Consider the following 24,262-nt stretch of genomic DNA (forward strand, 5'->3'; position numbering starts at 1 on the left):
GGTTACCTCCGTGGGGTCGAGGATGGCTGTAGCAGCGGCCACAGGATGTCGTCGACGACGTGTTCGACGAAGCGCTGGTCGCAGGGCTCTCCGACGAATACGAGCCGGTGCACGACGAGCGCCGGGACTATCTCGGCGAACAGAGCGGCCGCTCCGGGAGCGAGGTCTTCGCCCTGCACGCCGCCGAACGGCTGCTCGGTCATGGCGGCTTCGTCGCGTCGCAGGATCCTGCGCATCTCCGCCGCCAGGTCCGGATCGCTGCGCATGCCGGCGAACAGCGCGCCGAGCAGCCCGATCTCCTGCTCGGCGATCTGCTCGGCCAGCCATCCGACGATCTGCAGCAGGGCCTGCCGGAAATCGCCGGTCCGCGTCGCGGGTGGGATGCGCGCCGCGCGGTGCTCGACTGCCGCGGCCACCAATGCGGCCTTGCCCGCGTAGCGTCGGTAGATCGTGGGTTTGCCCACCCCGGCCGCGGCCGCGACCGACTCGATGGACAACTGGTCATAGCCGACCTCGACCAGCAGTCTCAGCGTCGCACCGAGGATCGCCCGGTCCCGGCCGGCATCGCGCGGCCTGCCCCGAGCAGGCTCCGCGTTGCGTGTACCGGGCATGCGCACCTCTATTTATGAAACGGAACAGGAACGTAAATAAAATAGCTCGGATTGCGCCGGAGATCAACCCGCGAGCTGGTCACGCCCGCCCCAGTCCTCGTTCCCCAGGGCGACCGACTGTGTCACCCCGAACAGGCTCACACAGGTAGCGGGAACCGCAGCCTGGCCGCACCTACAACGTCCGCCCATACCGCTGAGCGGGCGTTCGGGAACGCAGCATCAGCCGATCAAACAGCGCGACAACTCATTCCACTTCTGCGTAGCCGTCGGTGGTCCGACAAGCACCCGCGACGTCGCGTATGCCGGCCGACAGAAACCCCGGAACGATCCCTACCTGCCACTTCGGCGTCGGGCATATCCCCGGGGTCTCGCCATTTCCGGGAGGCCACGCCCCTTTCAAGCCATCTGCTGACCGCGATCACCCGACCAGACGCAGGGCGCTGGCCGGCATCGAGAACGGGTCGCGAGTACTACGGGGTGTATTCACCGGAACCCGCAGGCAGCGTTGCTGCGAATGCGCTTGCGGCACTGCGGAAATCGGCGCACCCGGGCGCGATCGCGGCGATGAAGGAGAGCTACGACGCTGAGGATATCGACAGAGCCCTCGCGGCGCTTGCCGGATGGATCACCGGGATGGGGCAGGCGAGAGGTGAGGCATCCCGGGGTGTTTGGTGCCTTTTGGCTGGACCGAGCGGGTTCCCGGACCTTCGAAGGATCGTCAGCAAGTGTCATCATGCCTTGCGGGACAGGTGTTTTCGCTTGCCAACCCTCCGTCGTGCAAAGTTCGGGCTAAGGTATCGTGTGGATCGGCAACGGGCCTGTGTGATGGTGATCGGATCCTCCGAAGTCCTCGGCCTCGGATCTGCTGAAAGAGGGGCGAGATACTGTGGACCTTTGTGACGTCCCGTGCGGGCCTGGACGTTTGCCTGTTGTCGGACACGGTTGGAGACTGTGGCGTGATCCGGTCCAGTTCATGGTGGATCTGGCCGCCGTCGGGAAGATAGCGCGTGTCGAGATCGGAAATCTCGTTGTCCATGTCATCACCGATTTCGATCTACTCCACAGGGTGTTGGTGGAGAACTCCGACGCCTACGAGCGAGGGCTTCTGTTCGAACGCATCCGTCTCATATTCGGGGAATCGCTGATCGTCGCGGACGGTCAGCGGCACAACGATATTCGTCGTCTGCTTCAACCGGCGTTCCATCGAACAGAGTTGGAAAGCTACGCGCACGTCATGAAGCGTAACGCGGAGGTCTTGGCGAGTTCGTGGCGACCAGGCCAGATCGTCGAGGTCCGTTCCGCAATGCTGGAGGTGGTGATCGCCAACCTGCTGGGGTCCATGTTCTCGCACGAACCCGATACCGAGGAGCTACGACTCATCTCGGGTCTCATCGAGGATATCGGCGCAGGCGCCATAGTGGGCAGTGTGCTGCCGAAAAGGCTGGCGAGCCTGCCATTACCGATGAACCGCAAATTCCTGTCTGCTGGAACGCAGCTGCGGGACTACTGCCGGGAGCTGCTCGTGGCGCGCCGGGCCAGCGGTGACCGCCGGAACGACCTGATAGACATCCTGCTGGATTCCTCAGATGATGAGAACCATAGTGACGAGTTCCTGGTAGAGCAGGCCATGACCATCCTCTTCGGCGGAATCGACGCCTCGACCGCCGCACTGACCTGGGCTCTGTACGAGCTGTCCCAGCATCCGGAAGTGGCTTCGAAACTGCAGCAAGAGATTTCCGCCGCAGGAGATCTCACCCCCCGCAGCCTCGACCAGCTCGACTATCTGAACCGGTTCCTGAACGAGGTCACGCGAACCCATTCGGCACTGCTGCAGACCAGACGCAGCGTCACCACGGTCGAACTCGACGGTTTCACATTTCCCGCCGGGACCAATATCGGCTACAGCATCGCGGCCATCCACCGCAATCCGGACATTTTCGCCGAGCCGGACGTTTTCGACCCCGATCGGTGGCCGGCCTCGAACTCCGGGTCGAAATGCAGGAGCTTCGTTCCGTTCAGCATGGGCAAGCAGATGTGCATCGGTAACAATTTCGCGTGGGTGGAACTGCAAACGACTCTCTACGGCCTGCTGTCGAAGTGGGAGTTCCGGCCCACCACAACCAAGAAGTTGCCGCGAGTCATGGGGCCGATCCCTGTGCCGGGAAAACTTCCGCTCGAGGTTCGCCCGGTCTCCGGATAATCGCGCGGCCGAGAACAACCGGCGTCGCCGGGCTCGTGAGGCCCGGCTCAGGTCGTGTCTGATTCGGCGAGCGTTCTACGACGCCTGGACGTCCGGCGCATGAGGATCGGTAGAACGGCTGTGATGACGAAGAGGGCGACGGCGACGAGGATGAAGTAGAGCAGAGATCCGGTGCGGCCGAAACGCGGGACGAAGGCGACTTCCTGGCCGGTCGCCGCGACGGCGTTGAGGAACGGGGCGTAGGCCTGCAGGGTGTATCCATGGGGTAGCAGATTGATGGCGTTCTCTGCAACGTAGACCCAGAACAGGAGAACGGCGACCGCGGCGGACGGAGTGCGAATCAGCGACCCGACCGCGACACCTACTCCGCATGCGGCGAACGCGTAGGTCGGGACGGTCCAGAGGAACCGGATACCGGCGGAGTCGGTGAGGTTCACAGCTGCATAGATGTGGGGGAACTGGTGTGGCAGTGTGACCATGACGACGATGAGTAGAACGGTTGTCGATATCGCTGCAATGGCGCCGTAGTAGATCCACCGGGCCAACGCGACCGTCCATGCCCGGGGAAACAGGAAGACATTGAGATCGCTTGTCTGACCGAGCCATTGGGTGGCGTGGGCGTAGGCGGCGGTGACCATCATGATCGACACCGAGAAGGTGATGACCCAGTACACGGAGTTGGTGGTGGAGACCGTCGCCACGTAACTCTGCCCGGGGAGGGCGGCGAGTCGTTCTGCGACAGCGGCGATTCCGAAGGTGATGACCAACGGCAGCACGAAGGTGAGGGGCACCGCGGCGGTCCACAGGAAGCTGCGCCCGGTGGTGCGGGTCCATTCAGCGGCGACGCCGCGGCGGATGAGGGTGATCGGCCCGGGGCTCCTCATGGGGCCACGCCGGACGTGAATTGAGTTGGCGGGCCGGCGATTCGCAGGTAGGCGTCTTCGAGGCTGGTCTCTCCGGGCCCCAGGGTGTCCATGACATGGGCGAACGGCTGGTCGGTCAGAACCCGCCGGTTCCCGAGGATGACGATGTGGTCGGCGTTGCGTTCGACCTCATCGAGCAGGTGCGTGGCAACCAGGACACAGGTCCCGGCATCGGCGAGGCGGCGCAGTAGTTCGCGTATCCAGCGGATGCCCGCGATGTCGAGGCCGTTGAGAGGTTCGTCGAGCAGCAGAGTTCGAGGCTCACAGAGCAATGCGGCGGCAATGCCGACACGTTGGAGCATCCCGAGCGAATAGTGCGCCAGCCGGCGATCGGCGACCCGGACGAGGTCGACGATCTCGAGGACGTCACCGACCCGGCCGGTGGGCAGTCCGCGAGCGCGCGCGATCCAGCGCAGGTGCCGCCGTGCGGTGTGGCGTGGGTCGAAAGCTCGGTAGTTGAGGTGCATTCCGAGAGTTGCCGGTGTGGAGTGATGGGCCCGGATGAGGGTGTCGTCGACCCGGACGGTGCCGGTGGCAGGCGCGATGATGCCGCAGATAGACCGCAGCAGAGTGGTTTTGCCGGTGCCGTTCAGACCGATCAGGTAGGTGAGCGCACCGTCGGCCACGCTCAGTTCCGGGACTTCGAGGACGGTCACGCCCGAGTAGCTCAGGGTGAGTCCACGGATGTCGATCACGACGCTGGGAGCCGGTCAGAAGTCACAGGACATCGCCAGCCCCACGGCCTTGACGCCCTCGCACACGGAGCTGTTGGACAGCTTCCAGACACCATCGATACGCTTCCACACCACCCGCGCAACCAGATCCGGTCGTCCCGCTGTCTTGCTGCGCAGCATGGCGGTGTGCACATTGCCGTTCTGGGTTTCGGGACCGGTGACCTCGTTCGACCCGAGCGGAGGTCGGAACAGGCCGAGGTTGTAGAGGGTGCGCGCGACCACGACCGCCTTCATGCCGCCTTCCATATTGGCGGCCTTGGCCTCGTCGGAGGCGGGTGTCTCGATCAGGAACACGACCTGGTTCTGGAGATCGTCCAGGGTGGGGACATCCCTGGTGATGAGGAATGTGCCGGGAGCGGCGGAGGCGACAGGAGCATCGACAACAGAGGCACCGGTCGCGACCACGGCGACCGTAGCGACCGTCGACACTACACCAGCGACAATTTTGAGGATCTTCATCTTTTCATTCTCTGATCGACTGGGACAGAACCTGATTCACGCTCGAAAGTGAAGGCGACCGACAAACTGGCGCGTTTGAGACTACTCCTGTCCCATCGGGCTCTCAGGGTTTACGTCCGATGGCACCGAGCATCACCATTCGAGTGTCCGGCAATCCAGGGCGCAGCCACCGCTGTACCGGCACCACACCAGGTTCGAACAACTCGAAGCCGTCGAGGAATGCCTCCGTCTGCGCGGTGGACCGAAAGGCGACTTGGGCTGAAGTATCGTTGGTCCCAGTAAGCACCCTGAGTATCTCTGGGTCGGAATCACTGGAGCCGTGAGCGATCGCCATATAACTGCCCGATGCCAGCTGATCACGGAAGGTGGCGGTGATCTCGGCGGGGCGTTCGTCGTCCATCACATAATGCAGCACACTGATGAGCAGAATGGCCACTGGCTCGTCGAGGTCGATCAGGGCACGATCCGTCAGCTGATCGAGGATGTCGCGGGGACGACGGACGTCTCCCAGCAGTGCGGCGACACCGGGTGATTTGGCCAGCAGCGCATCGCAATGGGCGACTACGACGGGGTCGTAGTCCACATACACCACCCGCGCCGACGGCTCGATCTCCCGAGCCACCTCATGCACGTTGGGCGAGTTCGGGATACCCGAGCCGACATCGATGAACTGACGGATACCTGCCTGCGCGGCCATCTCGACGGCTCTGCGCATGAAACTACGGGTGAACCACGCCAAGGTCTTGAGTTCGGGAGCGCGCGAGAGCATTTGATGCGCCATCCCCCGGTCGATCTCGAGATTGTCCTTGCCGCCCAACAGGTAGTCATACACCCGGGCGGAGGTCAGCTGATCCTCGAACGGGTGCGGCGTTCGGTCGTTTCCCAGCGCTGGATCCTCGGTTCCTTCGACCACGGACGTAACCGTAGCCGATCGCCACCCCAGGCGAGTATCCTCCACAGATCCGCCGACCCGAACCATCGACGAACCGCGCACCGGCACAATACGATCCAGCATCCAGCATCCAGCATCCAGCATCCAGCATCCAGCATCCAGCACTCAGCGACACGTCTGCGAGCACCTCCCCACTGCCGCCGCCGGCCGGCCCCGATTCGCGCCCCGCGCTGTCGAAGCGTTCGTCGCGACCGGTGTTCATGCCACTGCCGAGGTTCCAGCCGACGCCGATCTTTCGGAACTGATGGTCCGCGTCGGAGTACAACACTCTCGCGTGTTCTGCGGAGGCCGAGATATCGGCCGACTTTCCCGGGCGCACAGTCGGTTCCGAGACTGCTGGACTACCGGCGACGGACACGGGTAGTCAACTGTGACCGCAGGCTGTTTCAGAGATCGGTTTCAGCCAAGGCGACTGCGTGCGCTACCGCGGACCGCGCCCGGTCGACGGTCGTATAGCGGCCCAGACCACAGGGGGCCGCGACGTCCAACAGACCGCCGTAGGCCGACTCCGCCGCCGCCAGCGCCTGTCGTGCTTGCGTGAGCGGCTGCGTCGGAAGCGCAAGCCCGGCGATAACACGGGTAGTGGCAGGCATTTCGAGGCGTGCCAGTGGCGCGTAGTACCGTGGCCGAACCGGCGCCTGTCTGCCGTCGCCGATAGGCAGGTGGACGAAATCGAGATGCCTTCCCGCAGGCCAGTACCGCGCTATCGCGTTGGCCAGCGCGACGACCGGAGCCGTCGATCTCGGCACCACGGCGGGCTTGTCGTCGAGGCTCCCGTAGCACAGATGTACTCCGAAATGGGCCTCGTAGGGCGCTCGTGCCACGAGGCGTGCGATCGCCCGACCCACCGCGGCGGCCAGGCCCTGCCGCAGGACCGCCGGTGTGTATGCACTCAGGAGCGTTTCCGCGGCCAGTTCGAGCTGGAATACGACGTTGTCCCCCAACATCTTATGAATTCGGACGATCTCCCTGACAGTAGCGTCGAGGATCGGCCGGTAATAAGGGAAGCCCCGCTCACCGCCGCCGGCCGAACCTCGACGCAACACGAGCATCCGTGCCTCGAAAGCGATGAAACCGATGACGAAGGGCGTCGGTATACCTACCTGCAAGCGAAGTCCGGGATCGGTTCGGCGCGCATCGGCCAACGCCTCGAGGGCACGCCCGGTCTCGTCCGCATAGCCCAGCGCGGCGTCGACATCGGCTTCGGTGAGCGATCGGCCTGCCCGAAGCCGAAATGTGTTGCGGGAACGCAACGTCGACCAATCACCACGGCGCACGGGCTCCAGCGCCGGGATGTCATCGAGCCGGTCGATGATGGGTCTGATATACCACTGGGCGCGGTATGGATCCGCCTCACCGCCAGGAACCACGCCGTCCAGGAACTCGCCCGCCGTGTCGACGGCGAACGCCATCGCCTTACCTGGACTGTCCAACTGTGCGGGCAAGCTGCCCACGAAGTGAATCCTACGCTTGGGCTGCACAGCGTCAGTGTCGCATACGGCGGTCCCGAGCGGTCCGTCCATGTATCCGATGACGTTGTGCGGCACGGCAAATCCGAACCGCCGGTCGCGCCGGCAGCGCGCGACAACTCTCGCCTGCGACGTGGCCGCCAACCCCTTGAACCCGGTGAACCCCGAACGATTCACCCAAACGTCGGGAAACCCTTTCGGCCCCAACACAAACCACCGACCATCTCCCACCACACAGCCCCCGGCCCACACCCCCAGATCGCCAACCCGGCCGATCTCGGCCGAACCCGACGCCGGATCCCAACTCCGTTCGGTTCATCCATCGAAGTCGACGAAGCCCCCACTGCCGGAGCACGGCTCGGCGCCGAGGACGGTATACGGCTCGCTGATGCGGCCCGTAACCACGACAAGGCCGCGACGGATACCATCAAGGACGGCCTGTTCGCGCTGTCGGGCCGGTTGGAGAACGCACCGGCTCGCCGGCCGTCCATCGGCGGGCGACCGGCGAGAATTTTCGCGGTCACCGCAGGTGCTGACCGAAGAACGCGAACACCCTGCGCCACGCGTCCGCCGCGGCCTCCTCGTCCGCGCCGAAGCCGACGATGCGAGCTACCGCCTGCAGCGGGACGCGGTCGGCGAAGCTGTGCCCGGCATCGGGATACGTCTTGATGTCGTGCGGAATCCTCTTCTCGGCCAACACTTCTTCCAAGCGCGGGCCGCTGCCCCGGTTCATCGGATCGCGCCGGCCGAAGCTGGCGACGATGGGACACGCGCCGTCGACGATTTCGGCGTACTTGCCCTGCAGGGGCGGCGGGTAGAACGGCGCCGACGCGCCGAAGCCCTTGGTGGAGGCGACGAGGGCGAACCCGCCGCCGGAGCAGAATCCGGCGATGCCGACCGCGCCGGTGCAGTCGGACAGCCCCGCCAGCAGTTCGCGCGCGGCCGCGATGTCGTCGAAGGTCCGGCCCTCGTAGGCCATGAGATCGCGGAACATCGATCGCACACAGCGGATCATCCCGCCGCGGGCATACAGGTTCGGCACGATCGCCAGGTAGCCGCTGTCGGCGATCCGCCGCGCGATCTCGCGGTGCGCGTCGCGGAGCCCCAAGGCGTCGTGGACGACGACCACGCCGGGCCAGGGCCCCTGTCCGGACGGCGTCTCGAGCACCGCGTCGATGGTTCCGTTGGACGTTTCCACGCTGATATCCGTCATGGCGCTCCGACTTTCCCTCGATAGGTCCGGTGTCTGCACCTGGAATTGTGCGGCCCGATCGGCCGGCTTACAGCACGTTGCTGATATCGACGCCGTTCCGGGTGATCCGGACCGCGCCGCCACGGTCGGTGATGGCGCCGAGCATAGGCTCGATGGCGCCGATGAGCTGGCCGAACGCGGGCGCGAACTCCTCGGTCATGGTGACGGGCACGGCGAAGCGGAGAACGTATTCGGTGAACTGCCCGGTATCGGCCGGATCTGGGGACGTGCTCATGGTGCGTCCTCTCGTACACGAATGGCGGATTTGCCTCGACAGACCGGTATAGCCGGATGAACCCCGGGTCGAAACCTGCGCGAGGTCGGCCATCGATTCCGCCGTACCCGCGCGATCGCGAGAATGTCGCCTTCGTCCCGGTACGACCGTTTCGAGTTTGACGACGCCGGCTGCGGGAAGCCCGTTCGGGTCGGAAGGAGGAAGCCATGACCGATCCCCGAGAGACCTACGACCCGCCGCAGGACACCGGCGCACCGGACTCGGTGGAGACCGACCCGGCCGCGCTGAACAGCGCCGAGGATCTCGATGAGGACCGACTTCGGCAGGATCCGCTGGAACAGGCGATGGATCCGCCCGAGCACTGGTCGGGAGTGGACAAGTACGGCATGACCGCCTCGGAGCAGGCACGGACGCGACCGCTCGACGAACGCCTCGCCGAGGAGGAGCCCGATCTCACCGGCACCGCGACGGCCCCGCAGCCGCCGGACCGGGACGCGCAGGAAGCGGATCTCGTGGCCGGCCTGCGCGAATCCGATACCAGCAAGCTCGGTGCGCACACCTATGCCGAAGACCTCGGAACCGCGGCCGACGAACCGAGCGAGCCGCGCGAGCAGGTCCCGGAACCGCCCGACTGACATGCCGCATCGAAGCCGATTCCCTGTCGACACCACCCTGTGGGAGACATGATGACCGAACCGCAGAACCGACGTATCGATCCGGCGACCGCCCGCCGCAATCCACGACGACTCCCGCGCAGGCACCACGCCGGCGAAGGAATCGAGGACAACTACAACGTTCCCGGCATCATCCTGTGCGGACTGGCGATGGTCGCACTCGCACTCACGCTCACCGCGGCGGGATACGGCTTCGCCGGCTGGGCGGTGATCTGCGCGGTGATCTGCGCGGTCTGCGCGATCGCCGGAGTGACCTGGCTGCTGCTGGAACGGCGACGCACCAATCAGCGGCTGCCCTCGGTTCCGGAGCGGCAGGGCCACTGATCGACGCGCAGGCCCCGGGTGAAACGCGCCACACGACCTCACGCGGAAACGCGCCGCACGACCTCACGCGGCGGAGCGGATCGCCCGTAGATCGTCGACGAACGCGTCGTAAGCGCGTTCCCGGTCGGGATCCCGGAGTATCGCCGAGGGATGCACCGTCGCCAGCACCCGATACCGCGGCGAGGTCATGACCTCGCCGCGGTGTTCGGTGACCTTGAACGTGTTTCCCAGGATCGCCTTGGCCGCCACCGCGCCCAGGCAAACCACCAGCGCGGGATCGACGACGTCGAGTTCGGCGGTCAGCCACGCCGAACATGCCGTCACCTCGGAAGCGCTGGGCCGCTGGTGAATTCGCCGCTTACCGCGCTGCTGGAATTTGAAATGCTTCACCGCGTTGGTCAGGTAGACCTCGTCCCGGTCGATGCCGACCTCGGACAGCGCCCGGTCCAGCAGCCGACCGGCCGGGCCGACGAAGGGATGCCCCTGCCGGTCCTCCTGATCTCCCGGCTGTTCCCCGACCATCACGATCCCGGCTGCGGACGGGCCCTCGCCGAAGACGGTGCGGGTCGCGGCGTGATAGAGTTCGCAACCGCGACATCCGCACGCCGCCTCGCGAAGCCCCGCCAGATCGGCACCGTCGGGAACGAATTTCGCGGAACCCGGAACGCTCATCGACTTCCTTTCCGTGCGAGCCCGGGTCAGCGTCAGTTCTCGAGGGTCGTACCCGGGGCGTGCCCGTAATACCGCCGATACCGCGCGGCGAAACGGCCGGGATGTCCGAAACCCCATCGTGCCGCGATCGAACCGACCGTCGCGCCGTCGTCGACGGATCCGGCCAGAAGTTCCTCGTGCGCACCGTGCAGCCGCATCCGGCGCAGATACTCCATCGGAGTGGTGTCGAAATGACGGCGGAACGCCAATTGCAGCGTCCGCGTCGTGACATAGGACGCCGCGGCGATATCGCCGACCGCGATGTCGTCGAGGATATGGGATTCCATATACGCGATCGCTCGCCGGACGGTGGCCGGGTGGCCATCCGCGATTTCCCCTGGTGCGGAGCCGGCGTCGGCGGTATTCGGGAACGTATCCAGGACCGTCGCCGCGAGATACTGCGTGGCTGTGGCCGCCACCAGCCGCGGCACCTCGCCGTCGTACCCGTCGGCCAGCTGTCGTACGTGCTCGATCGCGGAGCTGAGCCGGGCTCCGGCGGCCACGGACACCGGGCGATGCCCGATCAGGGCCACCTGAGCCGCGGCGGGATGCTCGGCCGAGGCGACGCGAGTCAGCTCGTGCGGCTCGAACATCGTGATCGTGTAGCGGGCGCGATGGATGACACCGGAATACGGCAGATCCGGCGGTGTCAGGATGCCGATCTCGCCGGGCTGGAAGAAGTCGGTGACGCCCTCGTCGCGGTAGTTCTCCTCGATGGACCCCGTCTCCACCCCGCACAGGCAGATCTTGCCCAGCGGATCGGCGTCGTAACGCATGTCGAACCCCAGCTCCAGCCGGTCCAGATTGACCGTTCCGACCACATCGCGGGTGATATCGCTGCGAATCGGCGCTTCTGCGGCATTTCCGATCTGCATCGTCGTGTAGTTCCTGTTCAGGAACTCCTCGGTGGCCGCCAAGCTGCCACTACTGAACCTCGTACCCATGCCGTTGCGTCCTCCTCTGCCCCGGCGACTGCTCGGAGCCGACGAACCACATCGTCCGCAGGGCTCAATACTGTCGATGTCACAGAATACCCAGGACGCTCCGGCACAAACCTGGCAAATGCTCCGTTTGCCGAGGTCGGCGGCACACTCCGGCCCTGGCGACCGCCGTTTCACACCGGCGATGTGAATGAATCGGTGTCGGTACGCATAGTGCGGCGTAGGCCGGGTAGCGCGTTGTCGTGGCGACGGAAGCCACAGCGCGGCAACGGTTGTCGCGTATTCCGACCGTGAAGGAGGTCAGCAATGGCGGACCGGAACAACCCCGGTCAGTTCGGGAACCGTTCGGACACCGAGGAGCAGGCGAGCCGCGGTGGCCGGGCGAGCACCGGAAGCTTCGGCGAACGCAACGCCGCCGATCCGCGGGAGGCGGGGCGCAAGGGCGCCGACGCGCAGCCGGCCGAGGCCAAGGCCAAGGGCGGTCAGCACAGCCACGGCGGCCACTGACGAACGAGCCGCGGGAATCGACCGCGGGTCGATGACGGCTCACCGCGAGGCCGGGCGACGGACGTCGCCCGGCCTCGCGCCCGGCCGGCGCGGTCGCCGGCTGCCGGCCCGGCCCCCAGTCGGCGATGCGGATATCAGAGCGAAACTTGCTGCGGGACAGCCGCCGTCAGCTTTCGGACGCGCGGCGAAGTTGCTCGGCTCGATGGAGCCGCTCGCGTTCGCGGCCACCGTAAGCGGCCTTGCGTACCGTGACGTCGTCCTCCAGGCCCGACCCCACGGCACCGGCGATGGTGCCCAGCACCGTGGCCATCAGCGCGATCGTGAGATAGTCGCGCACATCCACGTGCCGTGCGAGCACCCTGCCGAGGTAGGCCGGGGGTACGGTCAGCGCCACCGCGCCGAGCGTGAGCAGATACAACGTGGCGAAGAACGTGATCGCCCCCGCCGCAACGGTTGTCAGCGTGCCGATGTTGCGCAGGGTGCGGTCCGGGTCGCGAGCGCGCACGGTGTCGTGTTCGGGCCGTTGCCACAGGCTGTGTCCCAATACGATCCACACCGTCAATGTGACGAGCGCGACCATGGTGATCGCGGCCAGGCGCCACGGCCCCAGCACGGTGGCCAGCTGCCAGATACTGGAGTAGAGCACCCCGAAAGCCGTGCCCGCCAACGCACCCGCCAACGCCGTGGACAGGCCGACCACCAGCTGCCAGGGGCGATTCGCCCGCACCATACCGGCCAGCAACGTCACCGTTCCCGCCAGGCGAGGCCGATAGACGTTCACCTCCGAGCAGTCGGGGCCGTAGATCCGTACCCGGCGCGATCGCGCGGCCAGGAATGGTGACAGGCCCGCCGGCGGTCGGTTCGGCACCGCGAGCATGCCGACGACGGTCGCGGCCAGCGCGGTCACTCGATGCCGCAATCGCAGACCGCCCAGGGCCGGGACGGACACCAGTGCGACGCGATGCACACTGTCGATGGTCGCGATCCGCACCCCGGTGTCGTCCCGCACCGGCAGATCGGTCAGGCACAGCGCCAGATCCCACGAGGTGTCGCGCACATGGTGACGGGCCTTGTCGATGAGGTATTCGTCCCCCGGATACATGGCCTCGAACGGGGCATCCAGGGTCTCGACCCGCCAATCGACCTCGTCTCCGCCGCGGGCGCGCAGCTCATCGGGCAGATCCGTGACCAGGTGTCGGGCGAGCCGCACCGGCAGATCGGGGTCGGCCAGCACACCGACCGTCACTTGTGACACATCTTCCTCCGGGGGTAATCGCCAGTCGATCCATCGCGGCACTACCCGGCAGCGCACCCGCCAATCCGATCGATCGATGTGCGATGCGGTGCGGACTGGGCGGTGTGAGTGCCCCGCGTGCGGGTAGGTCGCAAGGACACTCCCGAGAGAGAGGAATCAGATGGGAAACGACACCGACGCCACCGTCATCGATCTGCTTCTGGCACAACATGTTCAGATCGAGCAGTTGCTCCACCGCATCCTGTCGACGCCGAGCACCGCGAAGCGGGAGCCCTTCGAGGACCTGGTCCGCCTGCTGGCGGTGCACGAAAGCGCCGAAGAGGAGATCGTGCACCCGTTCGTCCGGCAGTCCGGCATCGATCAGGGCGTCGTCGACAGTCGGCTGGCCGAGGAGCACGAGGCCAAGCAAGTGCTGTCGGACCTGTACGAGCTGGGCGTGGAGAACGTCGAATTCGACACCAAATTCCAGGAATTCGCGCACAGCGTCATCGAGCACGCGCGCAACGAGGAAAAAGAGGAGTTCAACCACCTCGCCGAACACTGCGGCCGGGCCGAACTCACCCGGCTCGCAACGTTGGTGCGCGCCGCCGAGGCCATCGCTCCCACCCGGCCGCACCCGAGCGGCGGAGAGAGCGCGGTGGCCAACCTCATCGCCGGTCCGCCCCTGGCGGTCTTCGATCGCGTCCGCGACATGGTTCGCGACTGGAGTCGCAAAGCCGGCGACTGAGTACCGAGAACGGATATGACAGACGAGTTCGACGCGGCGGACGCCGGTCACGAATCCGCTGTGGGACAACCGCATTCATCACGTGAAGGGGAGCCGATCGTCGAAGCGGAGGCCGCGGCGGAACGGGCGAGCACCCCGGCGCACCCGCTGGGGCAGCCGGGTCGGCTGTTCGATCGCCGCTCGCCGTTCATCGTCGGATTGACCGGCGCCGCCGGAGTCGCGGTGACCTACGCCCTGATCCAGGCCATGCTCACCGCCGGGCAGGCGCTGATGTTGATCGCGGTCGCGCTGTTCCTCGCGATCGGGCTCGAGCCCGCCGTGTCGTGGCTGGTCCGGCATCGGCTGCCGCGGTGGGCCGCGGTCACCCTGGTCCTGCTGCTCGTGCTCGGGCTGATCGCCGGATTCCTGGCCGCCGTCATCTCACCGCTGGCCTCGCAGGGGGCCGCGTTCGCGCACAACGCGCCGGGGTACCTGCAACATCTCGCGCAGCGATACCCGATCGTCGGCAGCCTCGACTCGCGGTTCCACCTGCAGAATCAGGTCCGGCACGCGCTGGGTTCGGAATCGTCCCGGCTGGCCGGCGGAGTCCTGGACATCGGGCGCGCGGTCTTCGGGGCGGTGACCGCGACGGTGGTCGTCTTCGTGCTGACGGCCTATTTCCTGGCCGACTTCCCCCGGGTTCGCAGCAGTGCGTACCGGCTGTTCCCGCGCGAACGCCGGCCTCGCGCCATCCTCATCGGCGACGAGATCTTCGCGAAGGTCGGCGCGTACATCCTCGGAAACCTGCTGATCTCGCTGATCACCGGTGTCGCGACCATCATCTGGCTGCTCGCCTTCGACGTTCCGTACGCGCTGGTGCTCGCCGTGCTGGTCGCGGTGCTGGATCTCATCCCCATCGTGGGGTCGACCGTCGCGGGCGTCATCGTCGCGCTGGTCTCGCTGACGGTGTCGTTCCCGGTCATGATCGCGACGGTCGGCTTCTTCATCGCGCTGCGCCTGATCGAGGATTACCTGCTGGTGCCGCGCATCATCGGCCGCACGGTACGGGTGCCGGCGCTGGTCACTGTGGTCTCGGTACTGCTCGGCGGAGCGCTGCTCGGTGTCGTCGGCGCCCTGCTGGCGATCCCGGTCGCCGCGGCACTGCTGCTCGTGGTCCGCGAAACCGTGCTTCCCTCGCTGGACCGGTGATCGGCACCCGGAAAAGGTGGCCCCGGATCTTCCGGGGCCACCTTTCATTCATCAGCCATGTCGGGGTCGGACCATCCTGGCGGATCGGCTAGAAGTAGTGGGAACGGCCCGCGACCGGGCGTCCCAGCGCCCCGAGCAGCGCCAGGGCCAATCCGACCACGAGCGCGATTATGCCGAGGATCCACAGGATGTGGATCCCGAAGATGAAACCGAGAACCAGAAGAATGATTCCGATGACGATCATGAACAACTCCTTACCTCGACGAGCCGGCCCGCGACCCGCTTCCTGCAAACCCCGCGCTGGTGACGAAGGGCGTGCGGGTGCCGGACGGCGCCACTTGCGTCGATGCGCCAGTGGCACTAGCCGGAACCCGCGACGTCGAGCGCAATACCCGCAATCGCGCGGTCGAACCCGGCGGCGGATGGTTTCGCGGACAACCTCGGTGAGTGTGTTCGCGCCGGGAACGGGTAGGTCGCCGGTATGGACCATTCCCACGCTCCGATCCTGTCCGCGCTGGCGGACTACCATCGCCGCGGCCGCTACGGATTCACCCCGCCCGGACATCGGCAGGGCCGCGGCGCCGACCGCCGGACGATCGAGGTCATCGGACAGGACGCGTTCGGCTCGGACGTGCTGGCCAGCCCCGGCCTGGACGACAGGCTGTCTCGCGGCGGATACCTCGCCGAGGCCGAGTCCCTGATGGCCGACGCGGTCGGCGCCGACTCCGCGTTCTTCTCCACCTGCGGAAGCTCCCTGTCGGTGAAGGCCGCGATGATGGCCGTCGCCGGCGGGCAGGACGGCGGCCTGCTCGTGGCCCGCGACAGCCACAAATCGATCGTCGCCGGGCTGATCTTCTCCGGTGTGCAGCCTCGGTGGATCGCACCGCGCTGGGACGCGGACCGCCATTTCTCCCACCCGCCCTCGCCCGAACAGGTACGCCGGGCCTGGAACCGACACCCCGACGCCGCCGGCGCGCTGATCGTGAGCCCGAGCCCCTACGGCACCTGCGCCGACATCGCGGGCATCGCCGAGGTGTGCCACGAGCGCGGCAAACCGCTCATCGTCGATGAGGCGTGGGGTGCGCATCTGCCGTTCCACGACGAATTGCCCACGTGGGCAATGGATGCCGGCGCCGACGTGTGCGTGGTCAGCGTGCACAAGATGGGCATGGGATTCGAGCAGGGGTCGGTGTTCCATCTCCAGGGCGACCTCGTCGACCCCACGCGCCTGAGCGAATGCGCGGATCTGCTGATGACCACCAGCCCGAACGTGCTCGTCTACGCGGCCTTGGACGGCTGGCGCAGGCAGATGGTCGAATACGGGAGGAAATCGCTCGGTCATGCCCTGGACCTGGCCCGGCGCGCCCGCGACGGGCTCGACGCCGTCGCTGACGTCGTGGTCCTCGAGGACGCGTTGCTCGGCGTGCAGGCATCGCACGACCTCGATCGGTTGCAGGTGCTGACCGACGTGTCTGCCACCGGCGCCACCGGTTACGCCGCGGCCGACTGGCTGCGCGAACATCGCGGGATCGACGTCGGTCTCAGCGACCATCGACGAGTGCTGGCGAGTCTGTCCATGGCCGACACCGCCGAGCGCATCGATCAACTCGTGCGGGCGATGACCGATTGGCGCGCACAGGTCGGCGATCCCGCACCGCACGGAATTCGGCTGCCGTCCCCGAACGAGCTCCAGCTCGAGAGCGTGATGCTGCCCCGGGACGCGTTCTTCGGCCCCACCGACATGGTCCCGGTCGAGGACGCCGCCGGACGTATCGCCGCCGAACAGCTCACTCCGTATCCGCCCGGTATCCCCGCCGTCGTTCCCGGCGAATGTCTGGACGCCGCCGTGCTCGAATATCTGCGGACCGGCGTCGAGGCGGGGATGAACGTTCCGGACGCCGCCGATCCGGAATTGAAGACGATCCGCGTCGTCGCTCGCACCGCGAAGAGGTGAGCGCCCCGGATGCCGCCCCAGCCGAATTCCGTGTACCCCGCTCGATACGACGTTTGGCCCGATACGGCACGGGGTACCGCGGTCAGACCGAAACGTCAGCACCGCTTCCGAGTCGCAGGAGGTTCGTCATGGTGACCACCGATTCCGACCGCGTGCGAAAAGCGTTGTCCAACGCGCATTTCCCGGCGGAGAAGGAGCAACTGGTCGAATGCGCGAGGCGGGCGCACGCCGATGCCGACACCGTCCGCGCCCTGCGCGCGATACCGGTGGTCTCCTATGCCAACGTCACCGAGGTCCTGCAATCGGTCGACCTGCGGCCGAGCACGAACCCCGCCGATCGGGCCGCGCGCCGGCGCACCCACACTCATCCCGGACTGGCCGAACAGGAGAAGGATGTTCCCGTCGGCCCGATCGTCGACGAACTCGGCTTCAACCGCGACAGCTGAGCGATCCCGGAGGAGGGGCATCGGTGCATGTGACAGTTCTCGGAATGGGCAGAATGGGCCACGCGCTCGGCGAGCGGCTACTGGGCGCAGGACATGAGGTCGAGGTGTGGAACCGCACGCCGGGCCGGGCCGACGGGTTGGTCGAGCGCGGCGCACGCGAACTCGAGGCTCCGGACGACATCGCGGCGGGCACCGATGCCGTCTTCGTCTGCACGGCCGATGATCGCAGCGTGCTGGACGTCGCGGCGCCCGAAGGCACGGCTCGGCCGAAATGGGCGGACACGGTCGTGGCCGTCATGTCGACCGTGTCCGCGGACACCCTGACGCAACTGCACCGGCTCTACCGTGACCGACTGGTCGCGGCACCTATTCTCGGTGCGCCTCGAGCGGTTTCGGCCGGCAAGGCAACCTTCGTCATCGGCGGCGCACGCTCCGCACGGGCGGCCCTGGGGCCGGTCTGGGAGCTGTTCGCCGGGCCGATCGACACCGGCGACGACCCGGTCCGTGCGGGCGTGGTCAAACTGGTCAACAATCAGTTGCTGATGACCGGCCTGGCCGTGGTGGCCGAGGCCGCCCGCGTCGCCCGCGCGGCCGGTATCGAGGAGCAGGCGCTGGCCGACCTGTTGCGCGAATCGCCGATGGTCCCGGCGGGCGTGCACAACCGGATCGACGGCCTGTTCGACCCCGGACACGACGGCTGGTTCACCACCGTGCTCGGAGCGAAGGATCTCGGTCACGCCCTCGACCTCGTCCCGGACGACTACCAGCTTCCGCTGACCCGGGCCGCCCGCGAGGCGTATCTGCGCGTCGCGCGGGACGGCTGGGACACAGCCGACCTGACCGCGATCGTCGAACTCGGCCGACCGGCCGGCGGCGGACCTCAGTCGGCGAGCGCTCGCTGACGCAGGCCCGCGAGCGTCTTGGACAGCAGCCGGGAGACCTGCATCTGCGATACGCCGATCCGCTCGGCGATCTCGGTTTGGGTGAGATTCTCGAAGAACCTCAGCCGCAACACCATTCGCTCCCGGTCCGGGAGTTCACGCAGCAGCGGGCCGATCGCGAGCGAGTCCTCGGTCAGCTGGTAACCGTCGTCCTCGTCGCCGAGTTCCGCGATGACCCGGGCGGTGCTGGGCTCCTGATCGGCGTCGCTCGGTGAATTATCGATCGAGTCGGCGCTGTAGGCGTTCGCGGCCAGCAGGGCCTGGGTCATCTCGAACCGGTCCACGTCCAGCTCGGCGGCCAGTTCGGTGACGGTGGGCATCCGGTGCAGCCGCTGCGCCAGGCGTTCGGTCGCGGGCCCGATGGCGGCCTGGAGTTCCTTGGCCGGGCGCGGTACCCGCACCATCCAGGTGTGGTCCCGGAAGTGACGGCGAACCTCCCCCATGATCGTGGGTACCGCGAAGGACATGAACGTGCTCTGCCGCGACGGGTCGAAACGATCCACCGCCAGGACGACGCCCAGTGACGCGATCTGGAACAGATCCTCGAAGGCTTCCCCCCGCCGGCTGTAGCGGCGCGCGATATGGTCGGCCAGCGGCAGGCAGCGGTCCACAATCTCCTTGCGTAGCCGGGCGCGTTCGGGATCGTTCTCGGATAGTGCGGCCAGTTTCTCGAACCAGGGCTCGAGATCGTCGTAACTGTCGCGGCCTCGATTCGAGCGTGACGCGGACGTCGCCCCGGTGGTGACGTGCGAGGTCATGAGGTGCCTCTCCAGCGGCCAGGTCGTCGCGCGCCGAACGCTGGAGATTCAACGTCGGCGCATCGAGTAGGCCGCGGCCCCCAGTATTGCTCGAGCCGGCGCACCCGGTCAGTGCGCAATACGAAGTGCCCGGTCCGAAACGCGAAGAGGCTGGTCAGCGAGGGTGGCGAGATCGGTTCCGGCAGCGGTGCCAGAGCGTCCGGCACGCCCAACCGGGACACAGTTCGGCGCCCGGTGTCGCACCGGGCGCCGGAAGGGTGCAGGAGGCTGCGCGCGAAGCCTCAGGAGACCGTGACGGGGTGGTGAATATCCTTGTCCGAGACGATTTTCCGGGTCGGTCCGGTCCCAAGGGCGGTGGCGCCGGCGTCGATGATCGGGGTCTCGTCACCGCGGATCGCGCGTTCGCAGCGGCGGGCCAGATCGTGTCGGTCATCACCCGCGGGTTCGGCCGGCAGCAGAGTCAGTTCGGCGACCACGCCGCGCGAGTGCAGCACCCGGGCGACCGAGTCCAGGAAGGTGTCCACGCCGACGAAACCGGGCACGGTGGACAGCTCACCGGTTCGATCCAGATACCGTATCCGGATCGGCTGTACGGCCGTGCCGGTGTCCACCGCGGCCTGGAAGAGCGCCGGGCGCATCCGGCCGTGCGCCCGGCCGCACCAGGTGGTGCCCTCGGGGAACATCCCGACGTGCTCACCCCCAGACAGCCGCGCGGCGATGGACCCGATCACGTCCGGCAGTCCGCGCAACCGTTCCCGCTCGATCGGGATGACCCGCATCAGTCGCGCGAGACGGCCGAGTACCGGCCACTCGATCAGATCCGCACGAGCCACGAAGCCCATCGGCTGAACCGCGGCCAGCGCCAGCACATCGGTCCAGCCGACATGCCCGGCCACGATCAGCAGCGCCGGGTCGGCGGGCGACTCACTCGACTCGCAGGTCGCGCCACGCTCGTCGACGACCCGCAATCCGAGTCCGCAACAACGCAATACGGCACGCGCGTAGCGACGGTGCAGGGTGCGCCGGCGACTGCGCGGCGTGGCCAGGTTGACCACCGGGAAGGCGAACAGCAGACCGAACGCACCCATCACCCGCGCGGCGACGCGCAGCGACCCGCCCTCGGCGACGGTCTCGACGCAGCCGGGTTCACACGGACTCGACGGCATCCAGGCGTGCACCGCTTCCGCAGGCGGGCACGATAACGCTGCGGATCCCGGAGATACCAACGCGGACATCGAATTTCACCGCCCATCCATGACCGAGGCCGCCGACTGTAAGCGCTCCAGGTACCGGCGGTTGATGGTGTCCAGGCCGAGCAGGACCACGAAGTCCGCGACGGCGAAATCCGGGTCGTGCGCGGGCTGGCCGCAGATGTCCGCGCCCAGGCGCAGGTATCCGCGCAGCAGCGGCGGAAGTTTCGGCCGCGCGGGCGGTTCCAGCTCGTCCAGGGTGCGGCCGTCGACCACGACCGGATTCAGCGGGCGCGCCCACCGGGCCGGATCGCCACCGTGCTTGGCCAGCACCAGGTCTCGCACTCCGCGCACATTCGCGCCGACGGGATCGCCGGGCGCGTCCTGCATGGGCACCGACGCGCAACCCATCACCCAGTCGTAGCCGGTGAGCTGGATGTAGTGCAGGATGCCCGCCCACATCAGCGTCACCACCGAGCCGTTGCGGTGGTCGGGCACCACGCAGGCCCGGCCCATCTCCACGATCCGCTGACCTTCGGGATCCATTGCGCTCAGGTCGAATTCGGTGGCGGTGTAGTAACCGCCCGCCGCGGCGACCTTGTCCGGCGGCAGCATCCGATAGCAGCCCACGAACTGATCGGTCAGCTCGTCGCGCACGAGCAGGTGGTCGCAGTGGTCGTCGAACGAGTCCGCGTCCAGGCCGTCGGCGCGCTCGGGGATGCGGAATCCGGGTTCCCCGGCGAAGACCTGGTAGCGCAGCCGCTGTGCGGCGATGCGGTGCTCGGCGTCGGAGGACACCACCAGCGAGTACTGTGGGCGGCCGTCCCCGGCGGCCGCGCCGTGCACCGGCGCGGAGGAAGCCGCGGCGGGTGCGGACTCGGGTGAGAGCAGGGCGGGGTCTGACACTGCCTTTGTCGCCATGATCCGATGAAGCCAGCTCGAATCGGCCCCTGAGCATCCGCTGAGTGTCGCCCCGATGCCAGTCCGGTGAACGAGACGAGCATCACACCCGACGTTAACCGCGAGGTTGTGTCCAGTTCGCCCGCGATTGCCGAACGGGTCGCAACCGAGGCGAATCCGCCATCCCCCATATCCTGTCAACTCTCGATCGTGTCCGCGAAACCGGGCTCGCCGATCCGGCGGGTATTGCTCCGCAGAATCTCGGTGACTCGCTCGACCCAGTCCGCGATGGCGGCCCACTCCTCGGCGCTGTACCGACCCGTCAGTCCGGCCATGTCCTGCCCGTAGGGCCCGAACACCGCGGCCAGCAACGCATCGACGCGGCTGTTCGGAACCAACTCGACCAGCACCTTGCGCCGATCGCCCGGGTCGCGAGTGCGGCGGGCGTACCCGGCCTTTTCCAAGCGATCGACCAGTCCGGTGACCGCCCCGGTGGTCAGCCCGGTGCGTTCGGCGATCACCCCCGCGCTGACCGGCCCGAGGGCCGACAGCAGATCCATGCATTTGCGTTCGGATGCGCTGAGCCCCAACAGTTTTCCGGTCGCCTCGTGAAAGTTGACCATCGCCGCCGCGAATTCGCGGCCCAGCAGCGTGTGGTCCTGCGGCACTTGCGTCATGGCCCGATCATATCTTAGCCTTTAACTATCTTGGCAACTAAGATACTTGCCAGCTGAACTGATACCAGGGGGAATCGAACCCATGCCCGAACCCGATAAACGCACCAAGGCGACCTGGCTCGCGATCACCGTCGTGAATCTCTTCGCGGATATGTTGCTGCCGACGCTGATCTACCTCGCGCTCGCACCGACCGGGCTGTCCGCCGCGCTACGCCTGACCGTCGGTGGAATTCTGCTCGGCGCCAAGGCGTTCGGCGGGCGCATCGAAACCGGCGAATTTCGTTGGCGGACGGCACTTCTCGCTACCACGATCCCGCTCATCGCCCTCTTCGGCTGCCATCTGGCCGGTGGCGACGACCGGATCTCGATGGTCGCGGGCGCGATCGCGGGCGCGGTGGTCGCCGCGGCCGATCTGGCATTCACCCGGCTGCGCAGCGCGTCGCGCCTCCCGATCGATACCTTCGCGGTCATCGTGCTGGCCGAGGTCGCGACCAGCGTCGTGGTCACCTCGATCAGCGGTGACGCTCGATTCGTCCTGGCTCGCGGCTCGTTCTACCTCGCCGTCGCCGGACTGGTCATCCTGGGATCGACCTGGACCGATCGGCCGATGATGCAAGTGGCGCTCGAGCCCGTTGCCACGAAAGGTGACCCGCTGCGCACCGCGGCCTACGACCGGCTCTGGGTGAGCTCCGCCCGGTTCCGCACGATCTATCGCGCGATCAACGGTTCGCTGGGCGTTGTCCTGCTGGCCGACGCGGCGCTGCGGATCGTCGTGATCTACAGCTTCACATCCGGGCAGATCGCACAATCCGGACTCGTATCCCAATTGCCTTTCGCCGCATTGATCCTCGCGTGGTTCGCGATCAATCGAGGACTGGTGGTACCGCGCGCCCGCCGCATGCTGGACGCCGAATGTGATGTGATCCGACCTTCGGAAAAGGAGCTTTTGCAGGAAGCGGATGCTTCATATACTCGGGTGTCGCCGACCGTCCGGTCGGCCGGGTGAAAAGGGATTAATAAGACATGAAACGTGTTTTCGCAAGCGCCGCAGTGACTCTCGCCCTCGTGGCGGGTGGCAGCACCGTCGCCGCGACCACCGCGGGCGCGCAGACGATGCCGGCTCCGATCGCCGCCACCGGCTCCGCCGACGGCGCGGGCACTACCGGCATCCTGCAGACACTGCTCGCGGGTAAGGTCGGATGCCTGCTGGGCAGCCTGCTCGGGACCAAGCTGCCCAACTGCTGATCCACCCGAAACACATCGCTCGAAAACGTTCGAGCACAGCGTGATTCGCGCCCGTCCGGCGATATCCGGGCGGGCGCGACGGCTGTCCGGGACAATCACCCCGGGATGTCACCAACGCCGCACGGTCGCCTGCGAATGCGACCGGATCGCCTCGGATTCCTCCTCGGGCACGTAAACCGACTGCACCGCAACACGTCCCGGGCCGACCAGCCGCAACCAGATGCTGCGATAGCTGAAACTGCGCCACCACCCCAGCCCGCGGGTGTGCGGATACTCCAGATGCAGATGCGCGGTCACCGACAGATCCCGGTACAGCAGCGCGGAAGGCTTGACCAGCAGACTCTGCCCCGGCGCGAGATCGCGGATGAAGGTATTGCCCGGCGCGTGCAGCAACAGCAGCCCGGGACCGGTCTGGGCGCTGAAGATATCGCCGAACATGCCCAGCGGGTAGTGCGTCTTGCGGTCGTCGCCGCTGCCGGTGACGAACCAGACGTTGTTGTTGGACCAGTCGTAGGAGATGTTGCCGCCGGCCGCCAGGAATCGGTGCTCGCGCACCCACATCTGCTGACCGTGCGCCAGCGGCAGTACCACGATATCCCCGGCGTGCGTACCGGACAGCGCGATATGTCCGGGCCCGCGACCGGTCATCATGATCAGCGGCAGCCCGCCCATCATCCGCCGCCACGCGCCCTTGAGGCTCATCCGGTCCAACTGCGCGTTCGGATCGACCCACAGCAGGTTGTGGTGCGAGAAGTAGATCCAATCACCCCGCGCCAGAGCGAAATCCGCCGCCGGGACCAGCGTTCCCTCGATCTGGCAACGGGATTGGCCGAACTGGATCCGGGTCATATCGCGGACCGCGGGCTGTTTGGTCCAGCCCGACGCGCTCACCGCGGCCCGGATATCCACCGGCGCACCGCAATTCGGGCAGGTGCTCGCGTTCGGATCGCTCGGTTGACGACAGAACAGGCAGGTGTAGGCGTTCATCT

General features: G+C 66.9%; 28 protein-coding genes and 1 pseudogene. 12 read left to right on the forward strand and 17 right to left on the reverse strand.

What is annotated here, in order from left to right:
- Window positions 1-2: 2 nt before the first annotated feature.
- Window positions 3-611 (reverse strand): TetR/AcrR family transcriptional regulator, encoded by a 609-nt coding sequence (locus tag AC5WS7_RS24240; protein WP_495956865.1) that lies wholly within the window; start codon window positions 609-611, stop codon window positions 3-5.
- Window positions 612-1,075: 464 nt separating this feature from the next.
- Between AC5WS7_RS24240 and AC5WS7_RS24245 the strand changes: the two are divergent.
- Both AC5WS7_RS24245 and AC5WS7_RS24250 read left to right on the forward strand, forming a co-directional pair.
- Window positions 1,076-1,226: pseudogene (locus AC5WS7_RS24245) on the forward strand (IS256 family transposase); the annotation flags it as partial.
- A 271-nt stretch (window positions 1,227-1,497) separates the two neighbouring features.
- Window positions 1,498-2,811, forward strand: a complete 1,314-nt coding sequence (locus tag AC5WS7_RS24250) for a cytochrome P450 (RefSeq protein ID WP_495956866.1) — start codon at window positions 1,498-1,500, stop codon at window positions 2,809-2,811.
- A 47-nt stretch (window positions 2,812-2,858) separates the two neighbouring features.
- Here the strand turns inward: AC5WS7_RS24250 and AC5WS7_RS24255 are convergent, their stop codons facing one another.
- The 7 genes from AC5WS7_RS24255 to AC5WS7_RS24285 all read right to left on the reverse strand — a co-directional run bounded on the left by AC5WS7_RS24255 (window position 2,859) and on the right by AC5WS7_RS24285 (window position 8,835).
- A complete protein-coding gene (locus AC5WS7_RS24255) occupies window positions 2,859-3,695 on the reverse strand; it encodes an ABC transporter permease (RefSeq protein WP_495956867.1) in 837 nt (278 codons plus the stop codon).
- Window positions 3,692-4,429 (reverse strand): ABC transporter ATP-binding protein, encoded by a 738-nt coding sequence (locus AC5WS7_RS24260; protein WP_495956868.1) that lies wholly within the window; start codon window positions 4,427-4,429, stop codon window positions 3,692-3,694. Before AC5WS7_RS24260 ends, AC5WS7_RS24255 begins: the two co-directional genes overlap by 4 nt.
- Window positions 4,430-4,444: 15 nt before the next feature.
- Window positions 4,445-4,927, reverse strand: coding sequence for an MTB12 C-terminal domain-containing protein (locus tag AC5WS7_RS24265; protein WP_495956869.1), 483 nt, complete (start codon window positions 4,925-4,927; stop codon window positions 4,445-4,447).
- 103 nt (window positions 4,928-5,030) lie between these two features.
- Window positions 5,031-5,840, reverse strand: coding sequence for an SAM-dependent methyltransferase (locus AC5WS7_RS24270; RefSeq protein ID WP_495956870.1), 810 nt, complete (start codon window positions 5,838-5,840; stop codon window positions 5,031-5,033).
- 425 nt (window positions 5,841-6,265) lie between these two features.
- Window positions 6,266-7,333 carry a hypothetical protein gene (locus tag AC5WS7_RS24275; RefSeq protein ID WP_495956871.1) on the reverse strand — a complete coding sequence of 356 codons (1,068 nt, stop codon included), beginning with the start codon at window positions 7,331-7,333 and terminating at the stop codon, window positions 6,266-6,268.
- Between the two features lie 535 nt (window positions 7,334-7,868).
- Window positions 7,869-8,561, reverse strand: coding sequence for a dienelactone hydrolase family protein (locus AC5WS7_RS24280; RefSeq protein ID WP_495956872.1), 693 nt, complete (start codon window positions 8,559-8,561; stop codon window positions 7,869-7,871).
- Between the two features lie 67 nt (window positions 8,562-8,628).
- A complete protein-coding gene (locus tag AC5WS7_RS24285; protein WP_495956873.1) occupies window positions 8,629-8,835 on the reverse strand; it encodes a hypothetical protein in 207 nt (68 codons plus the stop codon).
- A gap of 206 nt (window positions 8,836-9,041) precedes the next feature.
- Here AC5WS7_RS24285 and AC5WS7_RS24290 point away from each other — a divergent pair, with 206 nt between their 5' ends.
- Window positions 9,042-9,470 carry a hypothetical protein gene (locus AC5WS7_RS24290; RefSeq protein ID WP_495956874.1) on the forward strand — a complete coding sequence of 143 codons (429 nt, stop codon included), beginning with the start codon at window positions 9,042-9,044 and terminating at the stop codon, window positions 9,468-9,470.
- A gap of 51 nt (window positions 9,471-9,521) precedes the next feature.
- On the forward strand, window positions 9,522-9,833 hold the full coding sequence (locus AC5WS7_RS24295) for a hypothetical protein (protein ID WP_495956875.1): 312 nt from the start codon (window positions 9,522-9,524) through the stop codon (window positions 9,831-9,833).
- 63 nt (window positions 9,834-9,896) lie between these two features.
- On the opposite strand, the gene AC5WS7_RS24300 is transcribed toward AC5WS7_RS24295, so the two are convergent.
- Together AC5WS7_RS24300 and AC5WS7_RS24305 are read right to left on the reverse strand one after the other, a co-directional pair.
- The gene (locus AC5WS7_RS24300; protein WP_495956876.1) at window positions 9,897-10,505 is read right to left on the reverse strand and encodes a UdgX family uracil-DNA binding protein; all 609 of its coding nucleotides are present in this window, start codon (window positions 10,503-10,505) and stop codon (window positions 9,897-9,899) included.
- 32 nt (window positions 10,506-10,537) lie between these two features.
- On the reverse strand, window positions 10,538-11,488 hold the full coding sequence (locus AC5WS7_RS24305) for a helix-turn-helix transcriptional regulator (protein ID WP_495956877.1): 951 nt from the start codon (window positions 11,486-11,488) through the stop codon (window positions 10,538-10,540).
- A 303-nt stretch (window positions 11,489-11,791) separates the two neighbouring features.
- Between AC5WS7_RS24305 and AC5WS7_RS24310 the strand changes: the two genes are divergently transcribed.
- Window positions 11,792-11,992, forward strand: coding sequence for a hypothetical protein (locus AC5WS7_RS24310; RefSeq protein ID WP_495956878.1), 201 nt, complete (start codon window positions 11,792-11,794; stop codon window positions 11,990-11,992).
- A 166-nt stretch (window positions 11,993-12,158) separates the two neighbouring features.
- Here AC5WS7_RS24310 and AC5WS7_RS24315 read toward each other — a convergent pair whose 3' ends face one another.
- Window positions 12,159-13,247, reverse strand: coding sequence for a hypothetical protein (locus AC5WS7_RS24315; RefSeq protein WP_495956879.1), 1,089 nt, complete (start codon window positions 13,245-13,247; stop codon window positions 12,159-12,161).
- 160 nt (window positions 13,248-13,407) lie between these two features.
- Between AC5WS7_RS24315 and AC5WS7_RS24320 the strand changes: the two genes are divergently transcribed.
- Both AC5WS7_RS24320 and AC5WS7_RS24325 read left to right on the forward strand, forming a co-directional pair.
- Window positions 13,408-13,974: a hemerythrin domain-containing protein gene (locus AC5WS7_RS24320; RefSeq protein WP_495956880.1), complete on the forward strand. Its 567-nt coding sequence runs from the start codon at window positions 13,408-13,410 to the stop codon at window positions 13,972-13,974.
- A 15-nt stretch (window positions 13,975-13,989) separates the two neighbouring features.
- Window positions 13,990-15,162, forward strand: coding sequence for an AI-2E family transporter (locus AC5WS7_RS24325; protein WP_495956881.1), 1,173 nt, complete (start codon window positions 13,990-13,992; stop codon window positions 15,160-15,162).
- 88 nt (window positions 15,163-15,250) lie between these two features.
- Here AC5WS7_RS24325 and AC5WS7_RS24330 read toward each other — a convergent pair whose 3' ends face one another.
- Window positions 15,251-15,406: a DUF6131 family protein gene (locus AC5WS7_RS24330; protein WP_169813313.1), complete on the reverse strand. Its 156-nt coding sequence runs from the start codon at window positions 15,404-15,406 to the stop codon at window positions 15,251-15,253.
- Window positions 15,407-15,643: 237 nt separating this feature from the next.
- Between AC5WS7_RS24330 and AC5WS7_RS24335 the strand changes: the two genes are divergently transcribed.
- The 3 genes from AC5WS7_RS24335 (at window position 15,644) to AC5WS7_RS24345 (ending at window position 18,464) form a co-directional block, all read left to right on the forward strand.
- Window positions 15,644-17,116 carry an aminotransferase class I/II-fold pyridoxal phosphate-dependent enzyme gene (locus tag AC5WS7_RS24335; protein ID WP_495956882.1) on the forward strand — a complete coding sequence of 491 codons (1,473 nt, stop codon included), beginning with the start codon at window positions 15,644-15,646 and terminating at the stop codon, window positions 17,114-17,116.
- A gap of 128 nt (window positions 17,117-17,244) precedes the next feature.
- Entirely contained in the window at window positions 17,245-17,562 is a 318-nt protein-coding gene (locus AC5WS7_RS24340) for a DUF2795 domain-containing protein (protein WP_495956883.1), read from the forward strand.
- A gap of 29 nt (window positions 17,563-17,591) precedes the next feature.
- Window positions 17,592-18,464: an NAD(P)-dependent oxidoreductase gene (locus AC5WS7_RS24345; protein WP_495957171.1), complete on the forward strand. Its 873-nt coding sequence runs from the start codon at window positions 17,592-17,594 to the stop codon at window positions 18,462-18,464.
- Here AC5WS7_RS24345 and AC5WS7_RS24350 read toward each other — a convergent pair.
- The 4 genes from AC5WS7_RS24350 to AC5WS7_RS24365 form a co-directional block, all read right to left on the reverse strand.
- On the reverse strand, window positions 18,443-19,261 hold the full coding sequence (locus AC5WS7_RS24350; RefSeq protein ID WP_495956884.1) for a SigB/SigF/SigG family RNA polymerase sigma factor: 819 nt from the start codon (window positions 19,259-19,261) through the stop codon (window positions 18,443-18,445). The two genes, AC5WS7_RS24345 and AC5WS7_RS24350, sit on opposite strands and share 22 nt — an antisense overlap.
- A 281-nt stretch (window positions 19,262-19,542) precedes the next feature.
- The gene (locus AC5WS7_RS24355) at window positions 19,543-20,427 is read right to left on the reverse strand and encodes a lysophospholipid acyltransferase family protein (protein ID WP_495956885.1); all 885 of its coding nucleotides are present in this window, start codon (window positions 20,425-20,427) and stop codon (window positions 19,543-19,545) included.
- 75 nt (window positions 20,428-20,502) lie between these two features.
- Entirely contained in the window at window positions 20,503-21,297 is a 795-nt protein-coding gene (locus AC5WS7_RS24360; RefSeq protein WP_495957172.1) for a GNAT family N-acetyltransferase, read from the reverse strand.
- 251 nt (window positions 21,298-21,548) lie between these two features.
- The gene (locus AC5WS7_RS24365; protein WP_495956886.1) at window positions 21,549-22,028 is read right to left on the reverse strand and encodes a MarR family winged helix-turn-helix transcriptional regulator; all 480 of its coding nucleotides are present in this window, start codon (window positions 22,026-22,028) and stop codon (window positions 21,549-21,551) included.
- A gap of 82 nt (window positions 22,029-22,110) precedes the next feature.
- Between AC5WS7_RS24365 and AC5WS7_RS24370 the strand changes: the two genes are divergently transcribed.
- On the forward strand, window positions 22,111-23,034 hold the full coding sequence (locus AC5WS7_RS24370) for a VC0807 family protein (protein ID WP_495956887.1): 924 nt from the start codon (window positions 22,111-22,113) through the stop codon (window positions 23,032-23,034).
- A 17-nt stretch (window positions 23,035-23,051) separates the two neighbouring features.
- Window positions 23,052-23,273 carry a hypothetical protein gene (locus AC5WS7_RS24375; protein ID WP_495956888.1) on the forward strand — a complete coding sequence of 74 codons (222 nt, stop codon included), beginning with the start codon at window positions 23,052-23,054 and terminating at the stop codon, window positions 23,271-23,273.
- 108 nt (window positions 23,274-23,381) lie between these two features.
- On the opposite strand, the gene AC5WS7_RS24380 is transcribed toward AC5WS7_RS24375, so the two are convergent.
- Complete coding sequence (locus AC5WS7_RS24380; protein WP_495956889.1) at window positions 23,382-24,260, reverse strand: AIM24 family protein; 879 nt, start codon at window positions 24,258-24,260, stop codon at window positions 23,382-23,384.
- Between the last annotated feature and the right edge of the window lie 2 nt (window positions 24,261-24,262).

This window comes from Nocardia sp. PLKS1-43, from assembly GCF_059510335.1.

Coding starts and splice junctions, on each gene's coding strand:
- AC5WS7_RS24240 (WP_495956865.1), bottom strand. CDS start 611: ATGCCCGGTACACGCAACGCGGAGCCTGCTCGGGGCAGGCCGCGCGAT.
- AC5WS7_RS24375 (WP_495956888.1), top strand. CDS start 23,052: ATGAAACGTGTTTTCGCAAGCGCCGCAGTGACTCTCGCCCTCGTGGCG.
- AC5WS7_RS24350 (WP_495956884.1), bottom strand. CDS start 19,261: ATGACCTCGCACGTCACCACCGGGGCGACGTCCGCGTCACGCTCGAAT.
- AC5WS7_RS24255 (WP_495956867.1), bottom strand. CDS start 3,695: ATGAGGAGCCCCGGGCCGATCACCCTCATCCGCCGCGGCGTCGCCGCT.
- AC5WS7_RS24320 (WP_495956880.1), top strand. CDS start 13,408: ATGGGAAACGACACCGACGCCACCGTCATCGATCTGCTTCTGGCACAA.
- AC5WS7_RS24310 (WP_495956878.1), top strand. CDS start 11,792: ATGGCGGACCGGAACAACCCCGGTCAGTTCGGGAACCGTTCGGACACC.
- AC5WS7_RS24265 (WP_495956869.1), bottom strand. CDS start 4,927: ATGAAGATCCTCAAAATTGTCGCTGGTGTAGTGTCGACGGTCGCTACG.
- AC5WS7_RS24305 (WP_495956877.1), bottom strand. CDS start 11,488: ATGGGTACGAGGTTCAGTAGTGGCAGCTTGGCGGCCACCGAGGAGTTC.
- AC5WS7_RS24295 (WP_495956875.1), top strand. CDS start 9,522: ATGACCGAACCGCAGAACCGACGTATCGATCCGGCGACCGCCCGCCGC.
- AC5WS7_RS24370 (WP_495956887.1), top strand. CDS start 22,111: ATGCCCGAACCCGATAAACGCACCAAGGCGACCTGGCTCGCGATCACC.
- AC5WS7_RS24290 (WP_495956874.1), top strand. CDS start 9,042: ATGACCGATCCCCGAGAGACCTACGACCCGCCGCAGGACACCGGCGCA.
- AC5WS7_RS24300 (WP_495956876.1), bottom strand. CDS start 10,505: ATGAGCGTTCCGGGTTCCGCGAAATTCGTTCCCGACGGTGCCGATCTG.
- AC5WS7_RS24280 (WP_495956872.1), bottom strand. CDS start 8,561: ATGACGGATATCAGCGTGGAAACGTCCAACGGAACCATCGACGCGGTG.
- AC5WS7_RS24325 (WP_495956881.1), top strand. CDS start 13,990: ATGACAGACGAGTTCGACGCGGCGGACGCCGGTCACGAATCCGCTGTG.
- AC5WS7_RS24380 (WP_495956889.1), bottom strand. CDS start 24,260: ATGAACGCCTACACCTGCCTGTTCTGTCGTCAACCGAGCGATCCGAAC.
- AC5WS7_RS24335 (WP_495956882.1), top strand. CDS start 15,644: ATGGACCATTCCCACGCTCCGATCCTGTCCGCGCTGGCGGACTACCAT.
- AC5WS7_RS24285 (WP_495956873.1), bottom strand. CDS start 8,835: ATGAGCACGTCCCCAGATCCGGCCGATACCGGGCAGTTCACCGAATAC.
- AC5WS7_RS24340 (WP_495956883.1), top strand. CDS start 17,245: ATGGTGACCACCGATTCCGACCGCGTGCGAAAAGCGTTGTCCAACGCG.
- AC5WS7_RS24330 (WP_169813313.1), bottom strand. CDS start 15,406: ATGATCGTCATCGGAATCATTCTTCTGGTTCTCGGTTTCATCTTCGGG.
- AC5WS7_RS24355 (WP_495956885.1), bottom strand. CDS start 20,427: ATGCCGTCGAGTCCGTGTGAACCCGGCTGCGTCGAGACCGTCGCCGAG.
- AC5WS7_RS24365 (WP_495956886.1), bottom strand. CDS start 22,028: ATGACGCAAGTGCCGCAGGACCACACGCTGCTGGGCCGCGAATTCGCG.